This is a genomic window from Streptomyces sp. NPDC006332 (genome assembly GCF_040612855.1).
Classification (GTDB): domain Bacteria; phylum Actinomycetota; class Actinomycetes; order Streptomycetales; family Streptomycetaceae; genus Streptomyces.
Genome location: NZ_JBEXRA010000009.1, coordinates 31,432 through 50,177 on the forward strand (window position 1 = coordinate 31,432; position 18,746 = coordinate 50,177).

At 70.6% G+C, this 18,746-nt stretch carries 18 protein-coding genes; 7 read left to right on the forward strand and 11 right to left on the reverse strand.

The window, feature by feature from the left end; all coding sequences use genetic code 11:
• From ABZ027_RS10780 to fabG, 4 genes are read right to left on the reverse strand one after another with little or no spacing between them, the layout of a single operon-like run.
• Positions 1-1,209: an acetyl-CoA acetyltransferase gene (locus ABZ027_RS10780; protein ID WP_356766574.1), complete on the reverse strand. Its 1,209-nt coding sequence runs from the start codon at positions 1,207-1,209 to the stop codon at positions 1-3.
• Entirely contained in the window at positions 1,206-2,681 is a 1,476-nt protein-coding gene (locus tag ABZ027_RS10785) for an OB-fold domain-containing protein (protein ID WP_356766576.1), read from the reverse strand. Before ABZ027_RS10785 ends, ABZ027_RS10780 begins: the two co-directional genes overlap by 4 nt.
• Positions 2,681-3,931, reverse strand: coding sequence for an acetyl-CoA C-acetyltransferase (locus ABZ027_RS10790; protein ID WP_356766578.1), 1,251 nt, complete (start codon positions 3,929-3,931; stop codon positions 2,681-2,683). Before ABZ027_RS10790 ends, ABZ027_RS10785 begins: the two co-directional genes overlap by 1 nt.
• 51 nt (positions 3,932-3,982) lie before the next feature.
• Positions 3,983-4,729 (reverse strand): 3-oxoacyl-ACP reductase FabG, encoded by a 747-nt coding sequence (gene fabG / locus ABZ027_RS10795; RefSeq protein ID WP_356766580.1) that lies wholly within the window; start codon positions 4,727-4,729, stop codon positions 3,983-3,985.
• Between the two features lie 158 nt (positions 4,730-4,887).
• On the opposite strand from fabG, the gene ABZ027_RS10800 reads away from it, so the two are divergent.
• The 3 genes from ABZ027_RS10800 to ABZ027_RS10810 all read left to right on the forward strand — a co-directional run bounded on the left by ABZ027_RS10800 (position 4,888) and on the right by ABZ027_RS10810 (position 7,702).
• Positions 4,888-6,114 (forward strand): acyl-CoA dehydrogenase family protein, encoded by a 1,227-nt coding sequence (locus tag ABZ027_RS10800; protein WP_356766582.1) that lies wholly within the window; start codon positions 4,888-4,890, stop codon positions 6,112-6,114.
• A 118-nt stretch (positions 6,115-6,232) separates the two neighbouring features.
• On the forward strand, positions 6,233-6,481 hold the full coding sequence (locus tag ABZ027_RS10805; protein WP_356766882.1) for a hypothetical protein: 249 nt from the start codon (positions 6,233-6,235) through the stop codon (positions 6,479-6,481).
• A 15-nt stretch (positions 6,482-6,496) separates the two neighbouring features.
• Positions 6,497-7,702, forward strand: coding sequence for an SPFH domain-containing protein (locus ABZ027_RS10810; protein ID WP_356766584.1), 1,206 nt, complete (start codon positions 6,497-6,499; stop codon positions 7,700-7,702).
• A 110-nt stretch (positions 7,703-7,812) separates the two neighbouring features.
• Here the strand turns inward: ABZ027_RS10810 and ABZ027_RS10815 are convergent, their stop codons facing one another.
• Positions 7,813-9,474 (reverse strand): DUF5597 domain-containing protein, encoded by a 1,662-nt coding sequence (locus tag ABZ027_RS10815; protein ID WP_356766586.1) that lies wholly within the window; start codon positions 9,472-9,474, stop codon positions 7,813-7,815.
• 105 nt (positions 9,475-9,579) lie between these two features.
• Here ABZ027_RS10815 and ABZ027_RS10820 point away from each other — a divergent pair, with 105 nt between their 5' ends.
• Positions 9,580-10,845: an MFS transporter gene (locus ABZ027_RS10820; RefSeq protein ID WP_356766588.1), complete on the forward strand. Its 1,266-nt coding sequence runs from the start codon at positions 9,580-9,582 to the stop codon at positions 10,843-10,845.
• 43 nt (positions 10,846-10,888) lie between these two features.
• A complete protein-coding gene (locus ABZ027_RS10825) occupies positions 10,889-11,497 on the forward strand; it encodes a TetR/AcrR family transcriptional regulator (RefSeq protein WP_356766590.1) in 609 nt (202 codons plus the stop codon).
• Here the strand turns inward: ABZ027_RS10825 and ABZ027_RS10830 are convergent.
• Positions 11,476-12,072, reverse strand: coding sequence for a DUF2889 domain-containing protein (locus tag ABZ027_RS10830; RefSeq protein WP_356766592.1), 597 nt, complete (start codon positions 12,070-12,072; stop codon positions 11,476-11,478). The genes ABZ027_RS10825 and ABZ027_RS10830 overlap by 22 nt on opposite strands.
• Positions 12,069-12,917, reverse strand: a complete 849-nt coding sequence (locus ABZ027_RS10835; RefSeq protein WP_356766594.1) for an enoyl-CoA hydratase-related protein — start codon at positions 12,915-12,917, stop codon at positions 12,069-12,071. The genes ABZ027_RS10830 and ABZ027_RS10835 overlap by 4 nt, the downstream gene beginning before the upstream one ends.
• Before the next feature lie 167 nt (positions 12,918-13,084).
• On the opposite strand from ABZ027_RS10835, the gene ABZ027_RS10840 reads away from it, so the two are divergent.
• Together ABZ027_RS10840 and ABZ027_RS10845 are read left to right on the forward strand one after the other, a co-directional pair.
• Positions 13,085-13,888 carry an FCD domain-containing protein gene (locus ABZ027_RS10840; RefSeq protein ID WP_356766596.1) on the forward strand — a complete coding sequence of 268 codons (804 nt, stop codon included), beginning with the start codon at positions 13,085-13,087 and terminating at the stop codon, positions 13,886-13,888.
• A 150-nt stretch (positions 13,889-14,038) separates the two neighbouring features.
• Positions 14,039-15,220: an amidohydrolase family protein gene (locus ABZ027_RS10845; RefSeq protein ID WP_356766598.1), complete on the forward strand. Its 1,182-nt coding sequence runs from the start codon at positions 14,039-14,041 to the stop codon at positions 15,218-15,220.
• Positions 15,221-15,265: 45 nt separating this feature from the next.
• Here ABZ027_RS10845 and ABZ027_RS10850 read toward each other — a convergent pair whose 3' ends face one another.
• Genes ABZ027_RS10850 through ABZ027_RS10865 form a run of 4 tightly spaced genes read right to left on the reverse strand, consistent with a single transcriptional unit; the run spans position 15,266 to position 18,725 of the window.
• The gene (locus tag ABZ027_RS10850; RefSeq protein ID WP_356766600.1) at positions 15,266-16,393 is read right to left on the reverse strand and encodes a serine hydrolase domain-containing protein; all 1,128 of its coding nucleotides are present in this window, start codon (positions 16,391-16,393) and stop codon (positions 15,266-15,268) included.
• Positions 16,383-17,849 (reverse strand): class I adenylate-forming enzyme family protein, encoded by a 1,467-nt coding sequence (locus ABZ027_RS10855; protein WP_356766602.1) that lies wholly within the window; start codon positions 17,847-17,849, stop codon positions 16,383-16,385. The genes ABZ027_RS10850 and ABZ027_RS10855 overlap by 11 nt, the downstream gene beginning before the upstream one ends.
• A gap of 4 nt (positions 17,850-17,853) precedes the next feature.
• On the reverse strand, positions 17,854-18,255 hold the full coding sequence (locus ABZ027_RS10860) for a MaoC/PaaZ C-terminal domain-containing protein (protein WP_356766884.1): 402 nt from the start codon (positions 18,253-18,255) through the stop codon (positions 17,854-17,856).
• Positions 18,256-18,272: 17 nt separating this feature from the next.
• Positions 18,273-18,725: a MaoC family dehydratase N-terminal domain-containing protein gene (locus tag ABZ027_RS10865; protein WP_356766604.1), complete on the reverse strand. Its 453-nt coding sequence runs from the start codon at positions 18,723-18,725 to the stop codon at positions 18,273-18,275.
• Positions 18,726-18,746: the final 21 nt, after the last annotated feature.

Genomic DNA, 18,746 nt, shown 5'->3' on the forward strand with positions numbered 1-18,746 from the left:
CTATTCGGTGAGTTGGCTGCCGACGACCGACACGAACGAGACGCACTCGCCAGGTCCGCCGCCGAGGTTGTGGGTCAGGGCGAGCGAGCGTCCTTCGGCGACGGACTTCACCGTCCGCTCGGCCGGTGCCTCGCCGCGCAGTTGCAGCCAGGCCTCGAACATCATGCGCAGGCCCGAGGCGCCGATCGGGTGGCCGAAGGCCTTCAGGCCGCCGTCCGGGTTGACCGGCAGCGAGCCGTCCAGGTCGAAGGCGCCGCTGGTCACGTCCTTCCATCCCTGACCGCGTTCGGCGAAGCCCAGGTCCTCCATCAGCACCAACTCCGTGGGCGTGAAGCAGTCGTGGACCTCGGCGAGCGCGAGTTCGGCACGCGGGTCGGTGATACCGGCCTGCCGGTAGGCCTCCTGCGCGGAGGCGACGACCTCGGGGAAGGTGGTGAAGTCGTACTCCGGGTCGAGGAGCCCGTCCGCCGGGCCGGCGACGAAGGACAGCGCCTTCACGAAGATCGGCTTGTCGGTGTACTGGTAGGCGTCCTCGGCGCGTACGACGATCGCGGCCGCCGAGCCGTCGGAGACTCCCGAGCAGTCGAACACGCCGAGCATGCCCGCGACGATCGCGGCCGACCGGATCCGTTCCGGCGAGACCTCCTTGCGGAACTGGGCGCGGGGGTTGCGGGCCCCGTTGACGTGGTTCTTCCAGGCGATGCGGGTGATGACGTCCTTCATCTCCTCCGTCGCGAGGCCGTACTTGGCCGCGTAGGCAGGGGCGAGGAGGGAGAAGTTCGCCGGAGCGGTGATCTCGCCGCGGCTGTCGTCGCCGGCGCCCGGGATCGCGGTCCCGGACAGCCCGGACATGCCGGAGTCCTTCAGTTTCTCCACGCCGACGGCCATGGCCACGTCGTACGCGCCCGAGGCGACCGCGTAACAGGCGCCTCGCAGTGCCTCGGAGCCGGTGGCGCACATGTTCTCCACCCGGGTGACGGGCTTGCAGGGCAGGCGCAGCGGCCGGCTCAGGGTCAGCCCGGAGACGCCGGAGGCCTGGGTGCCGAGCCAGAAGGCGTCGATGTCGTCGAGGGTGATACCGGCCGAGGTGAGGGCCTCCCCCACAGCGTCGATCAGCAGGTCGTCCGCCGAGCGGGCCCAGTGCTCGCCGAAGGGCGTGCAGCCCATGCCGACGATCGCGACCCGGTCCCGGATTCCGTGTGAGCTCATCTGTGTGTCTCCTCGGTCTCGCCGGTCTCGGGGGAATCGCTCGATTCACTGGAATCGCCCATGCGTACCGGCCGGGCCTTCCAGAAGTAGTTGTGGACGCCGGACGCCGTGACCGTGCGCCGGAACGTCATCTCCACCCGGGCGCCGATGACGGCGTCCGCCTCGGTCGCGTCGGTCAACTGGCAGCGGAACCGGCCGCCGCCGTCGTAGTCGACCACCACGACGAGCATCGGCGGACTCGGCGTGTGGGCCAGCCGGTCGACGGTGAACGTGGCGACGGTGCCGCGTACGTGCTGCATCGGCTCGTCGGTCATGGTGTCGACGCTCCGGCAGGACGCGCACACCCGGTCCGGCGGCAGCTGCCGGGTGCCGCACTTCTCGCAGCGGGAGGCGACGAAGCAGTACTTCCAGCCGGTGCGGCGGTGGGCGGGCGGCGCGTAGGGCGGCTCGGGGTCCGGCCTGCGGGGTGGTTCGCGGTCCAGGAGGCCGCGCCAGGAGAGGTAGGTGGCGTACGGCACGGGGGCGCTGCCCGCGGCGATCTGGGCGGCGACCGGGCGGGCGCCGCGGTGGGCGGGGAGCGCGTCGGTGGTGCGCAGCAGGAGGACTCCGGCGCCGTCACCGAGCACGACGAGCGCGACGACCTCCCCGGGCCGGGCCCGGTCGAGGACGTCGGCGAGGAGCAGGCCGGGCTGGGCGGTGCCGGCGTTGCCGATCGCCCCGGTGAGGTCCGGGGTCACCGCCTCGGGGCGTACGCCCGCGGTGCGCCGCACCGAGGCGCACGCGCGTGCGTGCAGTCCCGCGACCACGAAGTGGTCGATCGATCCGATGTCGAGAGCCGCCTGTTCGAGCGCGGCACCGAGCGCGTTGTCCGCGAGGGACACGTAGATCTCCTCGGCGAACCGCTCCTCCCAGACCCGGGACGCGGGGGCGCCCGGCAGCCGCCAGCGGTCGAGGAACTCGTCGCTGACCGTGTCGTGGGCGAGCAGTTCGGCGATGACGGGGGCCCCGTTGCGGTGGCCGCCGAACACGAACGCCGCCGCGCCGTCGCCGCCCGCGACCTCGTCGTTGCCGCCGGGCAGGCCGGTGCGCAGGTCGGAGAGGATCGTCAGGGTGGGGACCGGGGAGCGGGCGGCGGTCACCAGCGCGCCGAGGCCGGAGCGGACGGAACCGGTCATGTCGGCGGCGAGCACGTGCTCGTCGAGGCCGAGCGCGGCGTGCACGGCGGTCGCGTTCGTCTTGTCGAGGTAGGCGGGTGCGGCGGTGGCGAGGAACAGCTGGCCTACGCGGGAGCGCAGGCCGTCGCGGTCCAGGGCGCCGCGGGCCGCCTCGACGGCCATGGATGTGGTGTCCTCGTCGTAGCCCGCGACCGCGCGGGTTCCCTTGCCCGCCCGGGTGCCCAGTACGGTGCCGACGTCCGCTCGCGCGAGGCGGTGGTACGGCACATGGGCGCCGTATGCGATCAGTCCGGCCATCAGCGTCCTCCATTGGCGATGGTTGCGTGCGTGGGGCGCTCGAAGACCGCGGCCAGTCCCTGGCCGCCGCCGAGGCACATGGTCTCCAGGCCGTAGCGGGCCTGGCGGCGGTCCAGTTCGCGCAGCAGGGTGGCGAGGATGCGGCCGCCGGTGGCGCCGACGGGGTGCCCCAGCGAGATGCCGGAGCCGTTGACGTTGAACCGCTCGAAGTCGGTCTCGGTCAGGGCCCATTCGCGGGTGCAGGCCAGCACCTGGGCGGCGAAGGCCTCGTTGAGTTCGATCAGGTCGATGTCTGCGAGCTTGAGCCCGGCACGCTCCAGGGCCCTGGCGGTGGCGGGCACCGGGCCTATGCCCATCGTCTCGGGCGGCACGCCGACGACGGCCCAGGAGACCAGGCGGCCCAGCGGGCGCAGACCGAGTTCGGCGGCGCGCTCGGGGTGGGTGACGACGCAGAGGGCGGCGCCGTCGTTCTGGCCGCTGGCGTTGCCCGCCGTGACGGTGGCCTCCGGGTCCTGGCGGCCGAGCACGGGGCGGAGCTTCGCGAGCTTCTCCAACGAGGAGTCGGGGCGCGGGTGTTCGTCGGTGTCGACGACCGTCTCGCCCTTCCTGGTGCGCACGGTCACTGGCACGATCTCGTCGGCGAACCGGCCCTCCCGCTGAGCCGCGACGGCCTTCTCGTGGGAGCGCAGGGCGAGTCGGTCCTGTTCCTCGCGGGGGATGACGTACTCGCGTCGCAGGTTCTCGGCGGTCTCCAACATGCCTCCGGGGACCGGGTGGTTGACGCCGCCGGAGGTGACCCGGCCGCGGGCCAGCCGGTCGTGCAGCGTGGTGCCCGCGCCGCGCACACCCCAGCGCACGTCGGTGGTGTAGAACTCGGCCTGGCTCATGGACTCGACACCACCGGCCAGCACGAGGTCGCTGGCGCCGGTCTGCACCTGCATCGCCGCGGTGATGATCGCCTGGAGCCCGGACCCGCAGCGGCGGTCGATCTGCAGCCCCGGCACCTCCACCGGCAGGCCCGCGTCCAAGGCGGCGACCCGGCCGATGGCGGGTGCCTCGCCGTTGGGGTAGCACTGGCCCAGCAGGACGTCGTCCACGGAGGCCGGCGGGATGCCGGTGCGGTCGAGTACGGCGCGGATCACCGTGGCCGCGAGTCCGGCCGCCGTCACCTCGCGGAAGACACCGCCGTAGCCGCCGACAGGGGTACGCAGGGGTTCGCAGATCACCGCGTCACGCAGCAGGGCGGGCATCGGCTGGGCCTTTCGTGAGACGTGTGGGATGTACGAGGGTGAGGTCGGCGCTCACATGTACCGGCCGCCGGTCACCTCGACCACGGCTCCGGTGACGTAACTGGCCATGTCGGAGGCGAGGAACAGGACCGTCTGGGCGACCTCGGCGGGTTCGCCCGCGCGGCCCAGCGGGATCTCGGCGAGCTTGGCGTCCCAGGCGGCCGGGGGCATCGCCTCGGTCATCGCGGTACGGATCAGCCCGGGCTGTACGGCGTTGACGCGGATGCCCGCTTTCGCCAGCTCCTTCGCGGACGCCTTGGTGAGGCCGACCAGGCCGGCCTTGGCGGCGCTGTAGTTGGTCTGGCCGAAGTTGCCGACCTTGCCGGCGATGGAGGAGATGTTGACGATGCTGCCGCCCTGCCCGTGGGCACGCATCGCCTCGGCGGCGTGCCGGGTGCCGTTCCAGGCGCCGGTCAGATGGACGTCGACGACGGCACGGAAGTCGGCGATGGCCATCCTGCGCAGGGTCGCGTCGCGGGTGATCCCGGCGTTGTTGACCATGACGCCGACCGGCCCGAAGGTGTCGGCGCAGTGGGTGACCAGGGCTGCGACCTCGTCCTCGTCGGTGACGTCGCAGCGCAGCGAGGTGGCCGCGACGCCGTTCTTCGCCAGGCGTTCGGCGGCGTCGGCCGCGCTGTCCTCGTTGATGTCACCGAGGACCACGCGGGCGCCCTCGGCGCCGAGGACGCCGGCGATCTCGAAGCCGATGCCCTGTGCGCCGCCGGTGATCACCGCGTTCCGGCCGTCCAGCAGTCCCATCTCAGCCCGCCCCAGACTCGACGCTATTCCTCATAAATAGATAACCTATTATGCTGAAACAATCAATACAGCGATCGGTTGGGCGGGCGGGGTCGGACGGGCCGCGCGGGCCGGGCCGGACGAGTCGCTCGAGCGGGCCGGACGAGGAGACGACGCAGGTGGACATCAACTATCCCGCCAAGACCCAGACGTTCCGCACCGAGGTCAGGGCGTTCCTCGCCGAGACCCTGCCGTCGGACTGGAAGGGCATCGGCGCCCTCGACGAGGACGCGGCCTGGGCCTTCGCCCGCGACTGGCGCCGTCGGCTCGCCGAGCGCGGTTTCCTCTCCCTGACCTGGCCCGAGCGCTACGGCGGCCGCGGCCTGTCCAAGCTGCACCAGGTGGTCCTGATGGAGGAGCTGGCCCTGGCCGGGGTGCCGTTCGGGCTGCCGCAGGACACCTTCGGCGTGAAGATGCTGGCGAACACGCTGCTGCGCTGGGGCACGGAGGAGCAGAAGGGCCACTTCCTGCCCCGCATCCTCAGCGGCGAGGACACCTGGTGCCAGGGGTACTCGGAGCCGGACGCGGGGTCGGACCTGGCCTCCCTGAAGACCCGCGCCGTGCTGGACGACGGGGAGTGGGTGATCGACGGCCAGAAGGTGTGGACCTCCGGCGCCCACCACAGCGACTGGATCTTCGTGCTGGCCCGCACGAACCGCGAGGCGCCCAAGCACCACGGCATCTCCTTCCTCCTCGTCCCGCTCGACCAGCCCGGCGTCGAGGTGCGGCCGTTTCGCATGATGAGCGGGCAGCTGCACTTCAACGAGGTCTTCTTCAACGGCGCCCGCACCCGCGCCGACCTCGTCGTCGGCGGCGTCGACAACGGCTGGACGGTCGCCCAGAGCCTGCTGGGCGTGGAACGCGGGGAGGAGGCGGCGACCAACCCGATCCTGTTCCGGGCCGAGGTGGAACGCCTCGTGGAGCTGGCCCGCCAGTACGGCAAGGACCAGGACCCGGTCGTCCGGCAGCGGATCGCCTGGTGCTGGTCCAAGGTCGAGATCATGCGCTACCTCGGGTACCGGATCCTCACCGGCTGGCTGAAGGGCGCCGAGCCCGGTCCCGAGACGTCGATCGCCAAGCTGTACTGGAGCGAGTACCACACCGAGGTCACCGACCTCGCGATGGACATCATGGGCCTGCACGGCCAGGTGCCGGTGGGCCGCCCGCCCCTGCGCACCTACCGCGCCGACGACCCCGGCGCCGCGAACTCCTCGGCGTCCTGGTCGACGACGTACCTGATCGCCCGCTCCGGCACCATCTACGCGGGGACGTCCCAGGTGCAGCGGAACATCCTCGCGGAGAAGGTGCTGGGGCTGCCGCGGGAGCCGAGGGCCACGGCGGGTTAGGGCCTGATCGGGATCGCGCTCCCCGGCGAGACAGGTCGAAGCGTCATGCCCGTTGGGCGCCCGGCCCGGGTGGGTCTATCGTCGGATCGTGGGCCAGAGCGATGGAGGGCGGCCGGTGATGCCGCAGGACGAGGCCGTGATCGGCTGTACGGGGAAGGTGCTCATCGGAACCCGCGGGTCCGCGGGCCCCGGAGAGATCCTGGTGCGGGTCAGAGGCGGTTCGGAGACCTTTCTCGCCTGGTCGGAGGATCCACTGCCCACGGGGGCGTCGGTGCTCGTGATCGAGTCGCGTGGCTGCCGCGAGGTCGGCGTCATCGAGTGGGTGGATCCATTGGACGCGCTCGGCGATCCCGCCGGCGCCGACTGAGGAGTAGAAAGACACATGTTCGGATACCGCGTTCCCGCTCCCGACGAGGCGATGCTGATCTCGGGGGGCAGGCGGGGACTGGGGGGCGCGCCGTTCCGAGTGGTGACGGGGCACGGCAAGTTCGTGATCCCGTTCTTCCGCAAGACCCGTTTCCTCACCCTGTCGATGTGCGAGTCCGAGGTCACCGAGACCTGTGTGACCCGGCAGGGAATCGCGCTGCACGTCCGTGCCGTCATCGCGTTCAAGGTCGGCAACGACCACGAGAGCATCATCAACGCGGGCCAGCGCTTCCTCTCCGACCAGGACCAGATGTCGGTCCTGACCGGCCGGATCTTCGCCGGCCACCTGCGGGCCATCATCGGCTCGATGACCGTCGAGGAGATCGTCACCGAGCGGCAGAAGCTCGCCGCGGAGGTCCTGGACACCTCGAAGACCGAGATGGCGAAGATCGGCCTGATCGTCGACTCGCTGCAGATCCAGTCGATCGACGACGGCGACGCCGGCTACATCGACGCGATGTCCGCGCCGCACAAGGCGGCCATCCAGCGGCAGGCCCAGATCGCCCAGGCCCAGGCCACCCAGGCCTCGGTCGAGGCGGAGCAGGAGGCGGCCCGCAAGCAGGCCGAGTACTCCCGGCAGACCGCCATCGTCAAGGCCGAGTACTCCGCCGAGGTGGACCGCGCGCAGGCGCAGGCCGCCCAGGCCGGGCCGCTGGCGCAGGCCCATGCCCAGCAGGAGGTGCTCGCCGCCCAGACCGACCTGGCCCTGCGCCAGGCCAAGCTGCGCCAGCAGCAGCTGGTGGCCGAGATCGTGAAGCCCGCCGAGGCCGAGGCCGAGCGGATCAGGGTGCTCGCCGCCGCCGACGCGCAGCGGATGAAGATCCAGGCCGAGGCCGCCGCCTCCTACGACCGGGTCGCGCTCGACCGGATGCTGATCGACCAGCTCCCGCAGATCGTGAAGGAGGCCGCGGGCGGCCTCGCCGGCGCCAACGTCAACGTCCTCAACGGCGCGGACGGCCTCGGCGAGATCGCCGCGGGCCTGGTGTCCCAGGGCCTGACGATCCTCGACTCGGTCCGGCAGAACCTGAACGGCCAGGACCCTGCCGCGCCCCGCTCCGAGGAGGGCAACGGTTTCCTCCAACTGCACGCGAACAACGAGACCACGGCGAGCAAGGAGAACAAGGAGAAAAGGACCGACAACGGCTCGGTGGACCTCGACTAGAGACGGGATCAGCGAGCGGAAAGCGGCCCCCCGGCGCCGCTTGAGGTCGTCGGCGCCCGCTTCTCGGCGCGCGGGTCCGCACGACGGGCCGCGAGTCGGCGACCGGGGGGTCAGTCCAGAGCGGGTGCCTCCCGGGAGGGGAAGCGATAGATCCGGCAGCGGGAGATGCCCGAGTGGTCACTGTGGGCGGGGATGGGGAACGGGCTGGCGGAGGCTCGTCCGGGCTGCGGATGCAGCCAGGCGGTGCCTCCCGCGGTTTCGTCGCCGTTGAGGCGGCGCTGCGCTGTCCAACCCTCTGGACCGTAGCGCCCCTCGGTGACGGCTTCGAGACCGATCTGCCACGCCGGATCCGTGGTCGTGAAGCCGATGCGGAAGCCTCGGCCGACCGCGAGAAAGACGTCCTCTTCTTCGGCCACGATGACGCCGCAGCCGTATGTGCCCGCGGGGTCGACCCCGATGGGGGCCGACCGCGTCACCGTCAGGACGATCGAGCCGATGGTCAGCTCGGTGCGCGGAGTCGTGTCATCGAGGTGGAACCCCCTGGTGACGGCCGGCGTGCCGTCCCTGTGGGTCAGCGCGGGCTCGGTCTGCCGGATCAGGTCGTAGACGTCGGAAAGTGCGGCGAGCTCGGGGCCATCGGCGGAGTCCGTGCCGAACGGGGAGACACCCAGGGCGTGGTACTCGCCGATCGCGAGCATCGCGTGCCCGGCACCCGCCGCGTCACGGCGCATCTCCGGTATGAAGAGACCGTCCGACATGATCAGGAAGTCACCGAAGACCGTCTCGGGCAGGCCGAAGTAGAAGTCGGGGGCGTACAGATCGACAGTGGGCGCGATCGTTCGCCAGACGCCGGCCACGCGCGGGAGCGGCCCTCCGCTCGGGTAGGTGCCCGGGACCTGGCCCCCGGCGACCGCGAAGCCCGGGATGTCGAGGTCGATCTCGCTGTCCAGCCAGGCGTTGGTGAAGAAGGGCAGGGGGGAGACAGCCCGGCCCGCCCGCGCCAGCTTCTCGATGTGGCTCGCCAACGCCCAGGCCATGAACGCCTCGTCGCGTGCTGAGGGATCACCCGGCAGGTCGCTCCAGGACGGGTCCGCGGGTACGACGGCCGCGTCCTGCGAGGACAGCACGACATCGCGGAGGTTCTCGGGGACGGGCTGGGTGAAGGCCTGCTGCGCCTGTCGGGACCGGTCGCGGGAGGCGCCGAGCAGTCCGACCTCGTTCTCGATCTGCACCATGAGCACGGTGCGGTGTTCGGCGTCGATCTCCTCGACGTACTCCATCAGGCGGCGGAAAGCGGCCAGGTCGAGGTCGCTGGGGGCGAACGGGGTCAGGGTTTCGGTCACGCTCCCGTCGTCGAGGACACAGCGCGGAAACCGGTCCCAGTCGCGCTTCACCCATGCCGGTGCGTAGCTGGACGAACCGTTCTTCCACGCGCCGAACCACAGCAGGATCACACGCAGTCCGGCGGCCCGGGCCTCCTCGATGACGGATCGGACCGAGTCGAGGACGAAGTGCCCCTCCACGGGTTCGACCTCTTCCCAAGTGACGCCTGCCAGCACGGTGTTGGCGTTCGCAGCGGTCGCGGACCGCAGACCCGCGGCCAGCGAGCCGGCTGCCGAGGGGGAGGAGTTGTGCAGTTCGACGCCGCGCACGAGAAACGGGTTCCCGTCGACGAGGAGCCGGGCCGGTCCGTGCGATCTGTCCAGCCGCGGCGGCGGGCAGCCTCCTGCCGGCCGCATGCCGATCGCCGAAGTGGTCACTGCGTGATTCACGGAGCCTCCTGGGAAAGAACGGTCGGCGAAACTGTAGCGCTTGAGCTGTTTTCGCGGCTAGCATCTCGCGCACCCTCTCTCACAGCGCTGCAAAGGAGCAGGTCAGTGAAGCCAGTGCCCTCTGCCACGACAACGGACACGCCCCCGAAAGACCATGAACCGACCCGGACTCCGGCCCGGCTCGGCAGGCTCGGACCGCTGCTGTTCCTCGCTCACGCGGGCTGGATGCTCCCGTTCTCCGCTGCGGGCACGCTCATCCCGGCGATCATGACGGAGATAGATCCCGACCGGAAAGTGGCGCTCTACGGCATCCTCGCCACTACCGGCTCACTGGCGAGCATGATCGCCACGATCGTCATCGGCGCACTGTCCGATCGCACCCGTACCCGCCTGGGCAAGCGCAACCCGTGGATCGCCAGTGGTGGCGTCGTCCTCGCCATCGCAGCCACCGCCATGTCGTTCACCAGCGACTTCCCCCTGCTCGTCGCGCTCTGGATCACCCTTCAGGTCGGCCTGGCCGTGGTCCTCGCTCCGTTGTTCGCCGTGCTGCCGGACCGGGTGGCCCCCGGCAACCTGGGGAAGGCCTCCGCTGTCGTCGGATTCGGCCAGCTGGTCGCTCAGAGCCTGGGCAGCGTCGTGGCCGGCGCTCTCATCACGGTTCCCCGGGAGGGCCTGCGCTGGCTGCCCTGGCTGATCGCCGTCACCACGGTGCTCTTCGTCCTCCTGGCCCCGGAACCGGACAACCGGGACGAGCCGCGGGAGGCGGGGTCGGCACGAGCACTGCTGCGCAGCTTCGTGCCCCCGAGCGACCGTGACTTCCTCCTCGCGCTGGTCGGCCGCTTCCTGCTGCTGATGTCCTTCATGAGTGTGCTGCTCTACCAGCTCTTCGTACTCACCGACTACATCGGGCTCGGCATCGAGGAAGCGGGCCGTGTCATCGCCACCGGTGGCGTCGTCATGGCGGTCAGCTCGGGTGCGGCGACGGTACTCTCCGGTCCCCTCTCCGACCGCCTGCGCAGGCGCAAGCCGATCGTGATCAGCGCCTCGCTGATCTTTGCCGCAGCCGAGGTGCCGCTGGCCCTGTCCGATTCGCTGGCGGCGTTCTACACGTTCCTGGGCGTCGGCGGTTTCGCCTACGGGATCTACATCGCCGTCGACCAGGCCCTCTTGGCGGAGGTCCTGCCCAGCAGCGACGACCGCGCGAAGGACATGGGGATCCTCAACATAGCCAATACGGGGCCTCAGATACTCGCGCCGATCGTCTCGGGGCTCGTCGTCACCATGATCGGCTACCGCAGTGTCTTCGTGATCGCGATCGTTCTGGCGGTGGTGTCGGCCCTGGTGCTCCTGCCGCTGCGGCGCGTGCGGTGAAACGCGCCGACGGTCGTCGTCGCGCGGTGCCTATACTCGGATCATGGGTGACGTTGCAGCGACGACCGGGCGGCGTGGTCCGTACGCCAACACCGCACGGCGCAAGGCCGAAATCGTTGACGCCGCCGAGCGGGCCTTCGCGGTCACCGGCTACCACGGCGGGTCGCTGCGGGAGATCGCCCGCGACCTCGATCTGAGCTTCACCAGCCTGCGGCATCACTTCCCCAGCAAGGAAACGCTGCTGATCGCGGTGCTTGAGAACGCGGACCAGCGCGAACAGGCAGTCTTCGAAGAGGACTTGCTGCACAGGGGGCTCATCGAGGCGGTCGTCGCCCTGGCCGAGCGCAACCTCGCGCGACCGGAGGCGCTGCGACTGCTGGCGGTCATGTCGGCCGAGGCGTCGTCCACCTCCCATCCTGCCCATGCCTGGTTCGTCGAACGGTACGACCGGGTCCGGGCCCTCATCGAGAACGGCATCCGGTCCGACATCGCCCAGGGGCGCCTCCCAGCGGACACCAAGCCCGCCGAGGCCGCGTACGCGTTCGTCGCGCTGTGGGACGGACTGCAGCTGCAGTGGCTGATCGATCCGAATTTCGACCTCGTCCCCGCCTTGGAGAAGAGCCTGCGCACTCAGCTCGGCCAAACCCCCTGAGCACCGTGCCGCTCGAACGTCTCCAGCGGTGGGACCGGGCGCGGACCGGTGCCCGGGCGCCAGCCCCTGTCGAGTTTGCGCAGGCCCACGCCGTCCGGGGCCCAGATGTGGCAGCTGTTCATCACTCCGGCGGTGGCGCGCGGGTTGTGGACCGGTTCGCCGTTGGCGGCGCGGTGGCGCGCCCCCGCCGAGATCGCCGCCTGGACGGTCGCGGGTCCGAGGGCACGGGTCAGCTCATACAGGTGGGTGCAGCCGGAGACACCGCGGAAGCGTTCCTGGATCGCCCGGTTGTACCCGGCGGCGACGCTCAGTCCGACCAGACCGTCGAAGGCCGGGGTGATCAACGGGCACTCCGCGTGCGGGAACTCCCGCATGTGCGCGTCGGCGCCTGTGATCACCATGTCCGCGAGGCGGACCCGCACGGCGAGCGACATCCGGTGGACGACACCGCCCGGCGATGCCTCCCAGGGACGCTCGTCACACAGTTCCGCCTCGACCACGATCTCCTCGCCGCCCTCCTCATGGGCGGTGACGGTGATCGTACGGCGGTGCAGGGGGAGTTCGGCGCGTGTCATGACCGGGTCTCCTCCAGCTCGGACGCGGAGTCGCCGGCGGCGGGCGCGTTCTCCCCCAATGCCGCGAACTCCGGATGCCGGCGTTCGATGAAGCTGCGCACTCCTTCGCGGTAGTCCGGGGCGCGCTTGGCCGTGGCCAGCAGGGCGGCCGCTCGGTCGCGGCTCTCGGTGAAGGTCTTCGCCTGGTCGTCGGCGAGCTGGCGCTTGATGAGGGACATCGCGTACGGGCTGGCCGAGCGGGCCAGTTCGGTCGCGTACGCCAGCGCCGCCGGGAGGAGTTCCTCCGGCTCGGCCAGTCGGTTGACCAGCCCCATCGCCAGGGCCTCCGTCCCGGTGATCCGGCGCGAGGAGAGCAGCAGGTCGGCGGCGTTGCCGTAGCCCACCAGCCGGGGCAGGATCCAGGACACGCCGTCCTCCGCCACCAGTCCGCGGGCGCTGAACGCGGCGGCGAACTTGGCGTGCGGCACGGCGAACCGGACGTCGCACATCAGCGCCTGGTTGAACCCGATGCCGGCGCAGGCACCGTTGACCGCCGCCACCACGGGCTTGGGGAAGGACATGGGGCGGGTTCGCGGAGGCAGCTGGTCGGTGGGCCACGGACGGGCGCCGGACGACGCCGCGTCCAGCACGCTCATGTCCATCCCCGGGCAGAAGCTGCGACCGGCGCCGGTGAGCACCACGGCCCGCACCCGTGGATCCGCCTCGGCCCGGTCGAACAGCTCGTTGTAGAGCAGCTCCATCTCCAGCGTCCAGGCGTTGTGGCTCTCGGGCCGGTTCAGGGTGAGCAGCATGACCCCGTCGTCGGTGAGCTCGGTGAGGATCACCGGGGTCGGGTTCTCGGTCATCGAGGGTCACTCCCACGGAGCCATCGTCTTTATAGATAGATGAATCATCTATATACCAGAAGACGAGCCGGACACCAGACCAATGAGGCAAGAGGAAGATCACTCATTACTTGACCTGGTACCCTTCATGCACTAAGACGATTCATTTTGCTATATGAGGAGACCCCGTGACCGAGGCAGCCCGCGCAGCAGAAACGGCGACCGTACCCGCCCCTTCCCGCAGCCGCGTCGGGCGCCAGGTGCGGGTCCCGAAGACCGCCGAACTGGTCGCGGCGCACCTGCGCCGCCAGATCGTACGGGGCGAGCTCAAGCCCGACGACGCGCTGCCGCCGGAGTCGGGGCTGATGGAGCAGTTCGGCATCTCGCGGCCGACCCTGCGCGAGGCGTTCCGGGTGCTGGAGTCGGAGTCCCTGATCACGGTGCGCCGCGGCGCCCACGGCGGCGCCCGGGTGAGCGCCCCCGACGCCGACGTGGCAGCTCGCTTCGCGGGCCTGATCCTCGAGTACCGGGGCGCCACCCTGGGCGACATCTACCGTGCGGCCGCCGTCATCGAGCCGCCCTGCGCCCGCCAGCTCGCACTCAAGCACACGGCCGGCGACATCAAGCGACTGCGCGACGCGGTCGCGGCCGAGAAGGCCGTCCTGGACGACCCGCTCGCCCTGGTCGACGCGCAGGACACCTTCCACGCCCTACTGGTCGAACTCACCGGCAACCAGACCCTGATCCTGCTGTGCGGGATGCTGCGCACCATCATCGACCGGGCCAACGCCTCGTACACCGCGGCCGCCACCGACGCCGAGACCCAGAAGGCACAGGCCCTCAAGGGGCACCGGGCACATGTGCGGATGGTCGGCCTGATCGAGTCCGGCAAGGCCGACGAGGCCGAGAAGCTGTGGCAGCGGCACATCTCCAGCGCCGACGACGTGGTGAACGCGGCCGGACCCAAGACGGTGCTCGAACTCCTCGACTGACCTCGACCGACCCGACCGCGACACCCGGCACCATCCCGCCTCGGCACCCCTCCTCGCCTCACCCCTTGCGCTCGATAAACAGTTAGATAATTATAGAAGGCGTACTGAATCAGCGTACTGATCACACCCCGGGGTCCGGAGGCGACGGCCATGGCCGAACAGCGCAAGCGCATCTTCGACTGCGACCAGCACATGTACGAGGAGCGGGACTCCTTCACCCGCTACCTCCCGAAGGAGTTCCTCGGCGCGGCCGTCGCACCGGTGACCCTCCCGGACGGGCGGGAGGTGATCCTCGCGGGCGACCGGATCGTCGTATGCCTGGAGCCGGAGTTCGGGCAGGTCTACCGGCCCGGTTCGCTGAAGGAGATGCTCAAGGCGATGGCCTCGGGCAACCCCGAGGAGACCTACCAGTTCGAGCCGATGCACGAGGCGTACCAGAACCGCGACGCCCGGCTGCGGATCATGGACGAGCAGGGCCTGGACCAGACGATCATGTACCCGGGCGGCTGGGCGCTGGTGGCGGAGGAGTACGTGAAGGGCGTCGAGCCTCTCTACGCCAACTACCACTCCTTCAACCGGTACATGAACGAGGTCTGGGGCTTCAACCACCAGGGCCGTATCTACGCCCCCGCGCTGCTGTCCCTGCGTGATCTGGACAGCGCGGTGAAGGAGCTGGAGTACGTCCTGGAGCAGGGCGCCCGGTTCATCATGCTGCCGACCGGCCCGCAGTACGGCCGCTCCCCCGGCGACCCGTACTTCGACCCGTTCTGGAAACTGGTCAACGAGGCCAAGGCCAGCGTCTGTTACCACATCAGCGAGTTCTACTACAACTCGAACGTCGCCCCGGCCTGGGGCCACGACCCGAACCCCATCCACTTCCGGATGTCCGCGTGGCAGTGGATGAACACCTACGGTCAGCGCCCGATCGAGGAGACGCTGTCCGCGTTGATCTTCGACAACCTCTTCGGCCGCTTCCCCGACATCAACGTCCTGGTGTCCGAGTTCGGCGCCGAGTGGGTGCCGCACTTCGTGCGCCACATGGACAAGAGCCGGGGTATGGGCCGCAACGGGCCCTGGCTCGGCGGCCAGTTGGACGAGCGTCCCAGCCAGATCTTCCGCAAGCACGTGCGTGTGGTGCCCTACCCGGAAGACGACATCCCGAGCCTGGTCAAGCGCCTCGGGTACCACGAGTCCATCGTGATGGGCTCCGACTTCCCGCACGCGGAGGGCATCGCCAACCCGGCCGACTACCGCAAGCTCCTCGCGGAACTCGACGAGTCGGTCCAGGACGACATCATGTACAACAACGCTCAGCAGCTGATCAGCCGCTGAGCGAAAGGGACGTGAAGAGGGGCGGGCCCGATACGGGTCCGCCCCTCAGTCGGTGAGATCGGCCGCCAGGTTCGCCAGGTTCGTCAGCAGCGCCGTGCCCCGTCGGGAGTGGTCGTAGCCGGCGAGTGGGTAGCCGTTGCTCAGGCATGCGAAGGACAGGCCCGTCTCCGGATCCATGAAGCCGAGTTGGTAGGCGGCCCCGGCGCTTCCGAAGAGGGCGGGTGAGCCGGTGGACGGCAGGTTGCTGCCCGCGTCGGGACCGGCCACCGTGACGAACAGGCCCATGCTGGTACGGCGGTTGGAGCCGCCTCCGTAGATCTGCTCGCCGTGCGGGTGCTCGGTCAGCCGGATCCGGGTGCCCTCCGCCACCGCCTCCGGCTTCCACAGGCCCGAGTGTTCCAGTGCCTGGAAGTACAGGGCGACGTCGGCGGCCGTGGCGACCAGCGCGTGGCTGGGCTCACCGGCCGCGAGGACGCGTGGGTCGGACAGGTACCAGGGGCCCCAGGGGTCTGCCTCCTGGTCGTCGCTGGTGCGGTCGGTGGCGGTCATCGGGGCGACGGTGCCGGGCTGCCGGTCGACCGGGACGCCCAGTTCGATCGACGACAGGCCGAGTGGGTGGGTGATCCGCTCCCGCAGGTAGTCGGCGAAGGCCAGGCCCGTACGCCGTTCGACGATCTCGGCGATCAGCCAGGCGGCCGAGGTGAGATGGAACTGGAAGCGGCTGCCGGGCGCATGATCGAGCCGCCAGCGGCCGAAGGCGGCCAGCCGCTGGTCGCGGTCCAGCATCTTCGGGTATCCGAGGGGCGCGAAGGGGAAGCCGGCGGTGTGGGTGAGCACCTGCTCGACCGTCACCTCGTCCTTACCGTTCGGCGCGAACTCCGGGATGATCGCGGCGATCCGCTCGTCCAGGGCGAGCAGCCCCTCGCCGATCAGTTTCCACACCACGCCGGCCACGATCGACCGGCCGACGGACTGCAGGACGTACCGGGTGTCCGCAGTGGCGGCGCCCCAGGTCTCGAAGGCGACCAGCCGACCGTCGCGGGCGACGGCGACCTGCGCGGACGGCAGCGGCCCGTGCTCGACCTCGATGCGGATCCTGCGCAGCAGTACGTCCAGCCGGTACGGGTCGACACCCACGCTCTCCGGGTCGACGACCGAGCGGTCAGCTCTCACACGTTCCTCCTTCGTGCGGCTCCCGCAACCGGCGGCGTACCACCTTGCCGTTGGCGTTGCGCGGCAGGTCGGTCACGAACCACCAGCGGACGGGGACCTTGAACCCGGACAGCCGGGCGCGGGCGTGGCTCCTGAGGACGTCGGGTGGCGGCGGGGCGTCGGGATCGGCGGGGACGACGAAGGCGACGACGGTCTGCCCGAGCCGCTCGTCGAGGACGCCGGTGACGGCCACGTCCGTGACTCCGGGGCACGAGGCCAGGACCGCCTCGACCTCCAGCGGGTGGACGTTCTCGCCACCGCGGATGATCATGTCGGTGCGTCGGCCGAGGAGGTAGAGGTAACCGTCCTCGGCCACCCGGCCCAGGTCGCCGCTGTGCAGCCAGCCGTCGGCGTCGAGCCGGAAGAGGTGGTCGGCGCGGGCGTGGATCTCGCCGACGCCGTCCGGCCCGGCGTCCTCGACCCTGACCTCGACGCCGGGGGCGGGCCGGCCCACCGAACGCAGCAGTTCGTCCCGTCCGGCGACCGCCTCCCGGTGGTCCTCGGGGGTGAGGACGCTGATCGGGGAGCCCTCGGTCTGGCCGAACATGTTGAGCATGCGCACGCCTGGCATCGCCTGATACGTCCGTCGCAGGGTGCCGGGGCGGACGGGCGCCCCGCCGTACTGGAGGACCCGCAGCGTCTCGTGGCGTGCCTGTCCGGCCGCGAGCAGGGTCTCCAGCATCGCCGGGACCATGCTGGTGTGCGTGGTGCCGAGGCCCCGCAACCGGGCCCAGCCCTCGACGGTGAAGCGGGGCAGTCCGGTGACGAGTGCGCCGGCGGCGAGGGCGACGGCGATGTTGCCGAGACCGGCGATGTGGTGGAAAGGCGCGCTGCCGCCGTAGAAGCTCTCGGGGTCGAGTGCGCACAGCCGGCCGTTGACGCGGGCGCGGGCGGCGAGCCGTCGCTGGGTCATGGGGACGGGTTTGGGTCGGCCGGTGGTTCCGGAGGTGTGCAGGACTGCGGCGAGGTCGTCGGGCTCGGCGGTCAACGTGCGGGTAGCGTCGCGCAGTTCGGGGAGGACCTCGACCCGCCGCCCGGACAGCTCGGCGACCTGCCTGCCGAGCTCGGCGAACTCGGGCTGTGTCACCAGAACCTCGGTCCGGATTCCTTCGACCACGTCGGCGATCTCGTACGGCGTCATGCGGACGCCGAGCGGGGCGAGCGGGTGACCGGACCCGGCGCCGCCGATCACCAGGGCGAGCGCGTCGGCGGAGGTGGCGACCAGCGCGGGGACCGGTACGCCGGGCTCAAGGCCGAGCGTGTCCAGCCAGTCGGCCATGGCGCCCGCCCGGTCGAGCAGTTCGCGTCCGCTCCAGGTCAGATCACCGAAGCGGACGGCGGGACGGGCATGGTCGTAGGCGCGGTTCACCATGGCGGTCCAGGTGTCTGCCGTACCGGGATCCTGCGCGGTGCCCACCGGTTCAGGGCTCCAGCCGGGCCGCCGCGGTACCGGTGACCACCTCGACGCCGTCCTGGTTGAGGGTGCGTACGGAGAACTGGGCGACCGGTCCGGTCGGGGTGTCCTCGATCGACTCGACGGTGACCGTGGCCGTCAAGGTGTCGCCGGGCCAGACCTGGGCCTTGAAGCGCACGCCGTAGCGCAGCAGCGCTTCGGGGCCGACCCAGTCGGTGAGGACCCTGCCGGTCATGCCCATCGTCAGCATGCCGTGGGCGAAGACCCCGGGATATCCGGCGGCCTCGACGGCGAACCTCTCGTCGGTGTGCAGGGGGTTGAAGTCGCCGGAGGCGCCCGCGTACTGCACGATCCGGGTGCGCTTCAGGTCGTCGACGAGGACGCTTTCGCGGGTCTCGCCGACCTTCATGTCGCGCCTGCTCGTGCTCATCGCGTGTCCTTCGGGGTCGCGGGGCCCTCGGGGACGACGGCCACGGTGACGGCGCTGACGACCGGTTCGCCGTCGGCGTCCCGGTACTCGGTGACGCGCTCACTGAACAGTAGGCGGCCGGTGCGGCCCTGCTTCTCCCAGCTGCGGCCGGGAACCATGTGCGCGTGGAGCGTCTCCCCGGCGCGCACCGGGCGGTGGTACTCGAAGTGCTGCTCGGCGTGCAGCCCGCCGCCGCCCGCCGCCATCACCCCCGGGCCTCGGCCGGAGCCGAACCACTCCTCGTCCGCCTTCGGACGCAGGTGGTACTCCGGGTCGTAGTGGGCGCTCGCCATGGTGAAGGTGGGTGGTGCCAGCGCGGTCTCGCCCTGGTAGGCCGGGTTCTCGTCGCCGACGGCGCGGGCGAACATCATGATGTGCCCGGCCTCGACGGGGAACGGCTGCCCTGTCATCGTCGTGCTCCTCGGTCGGTA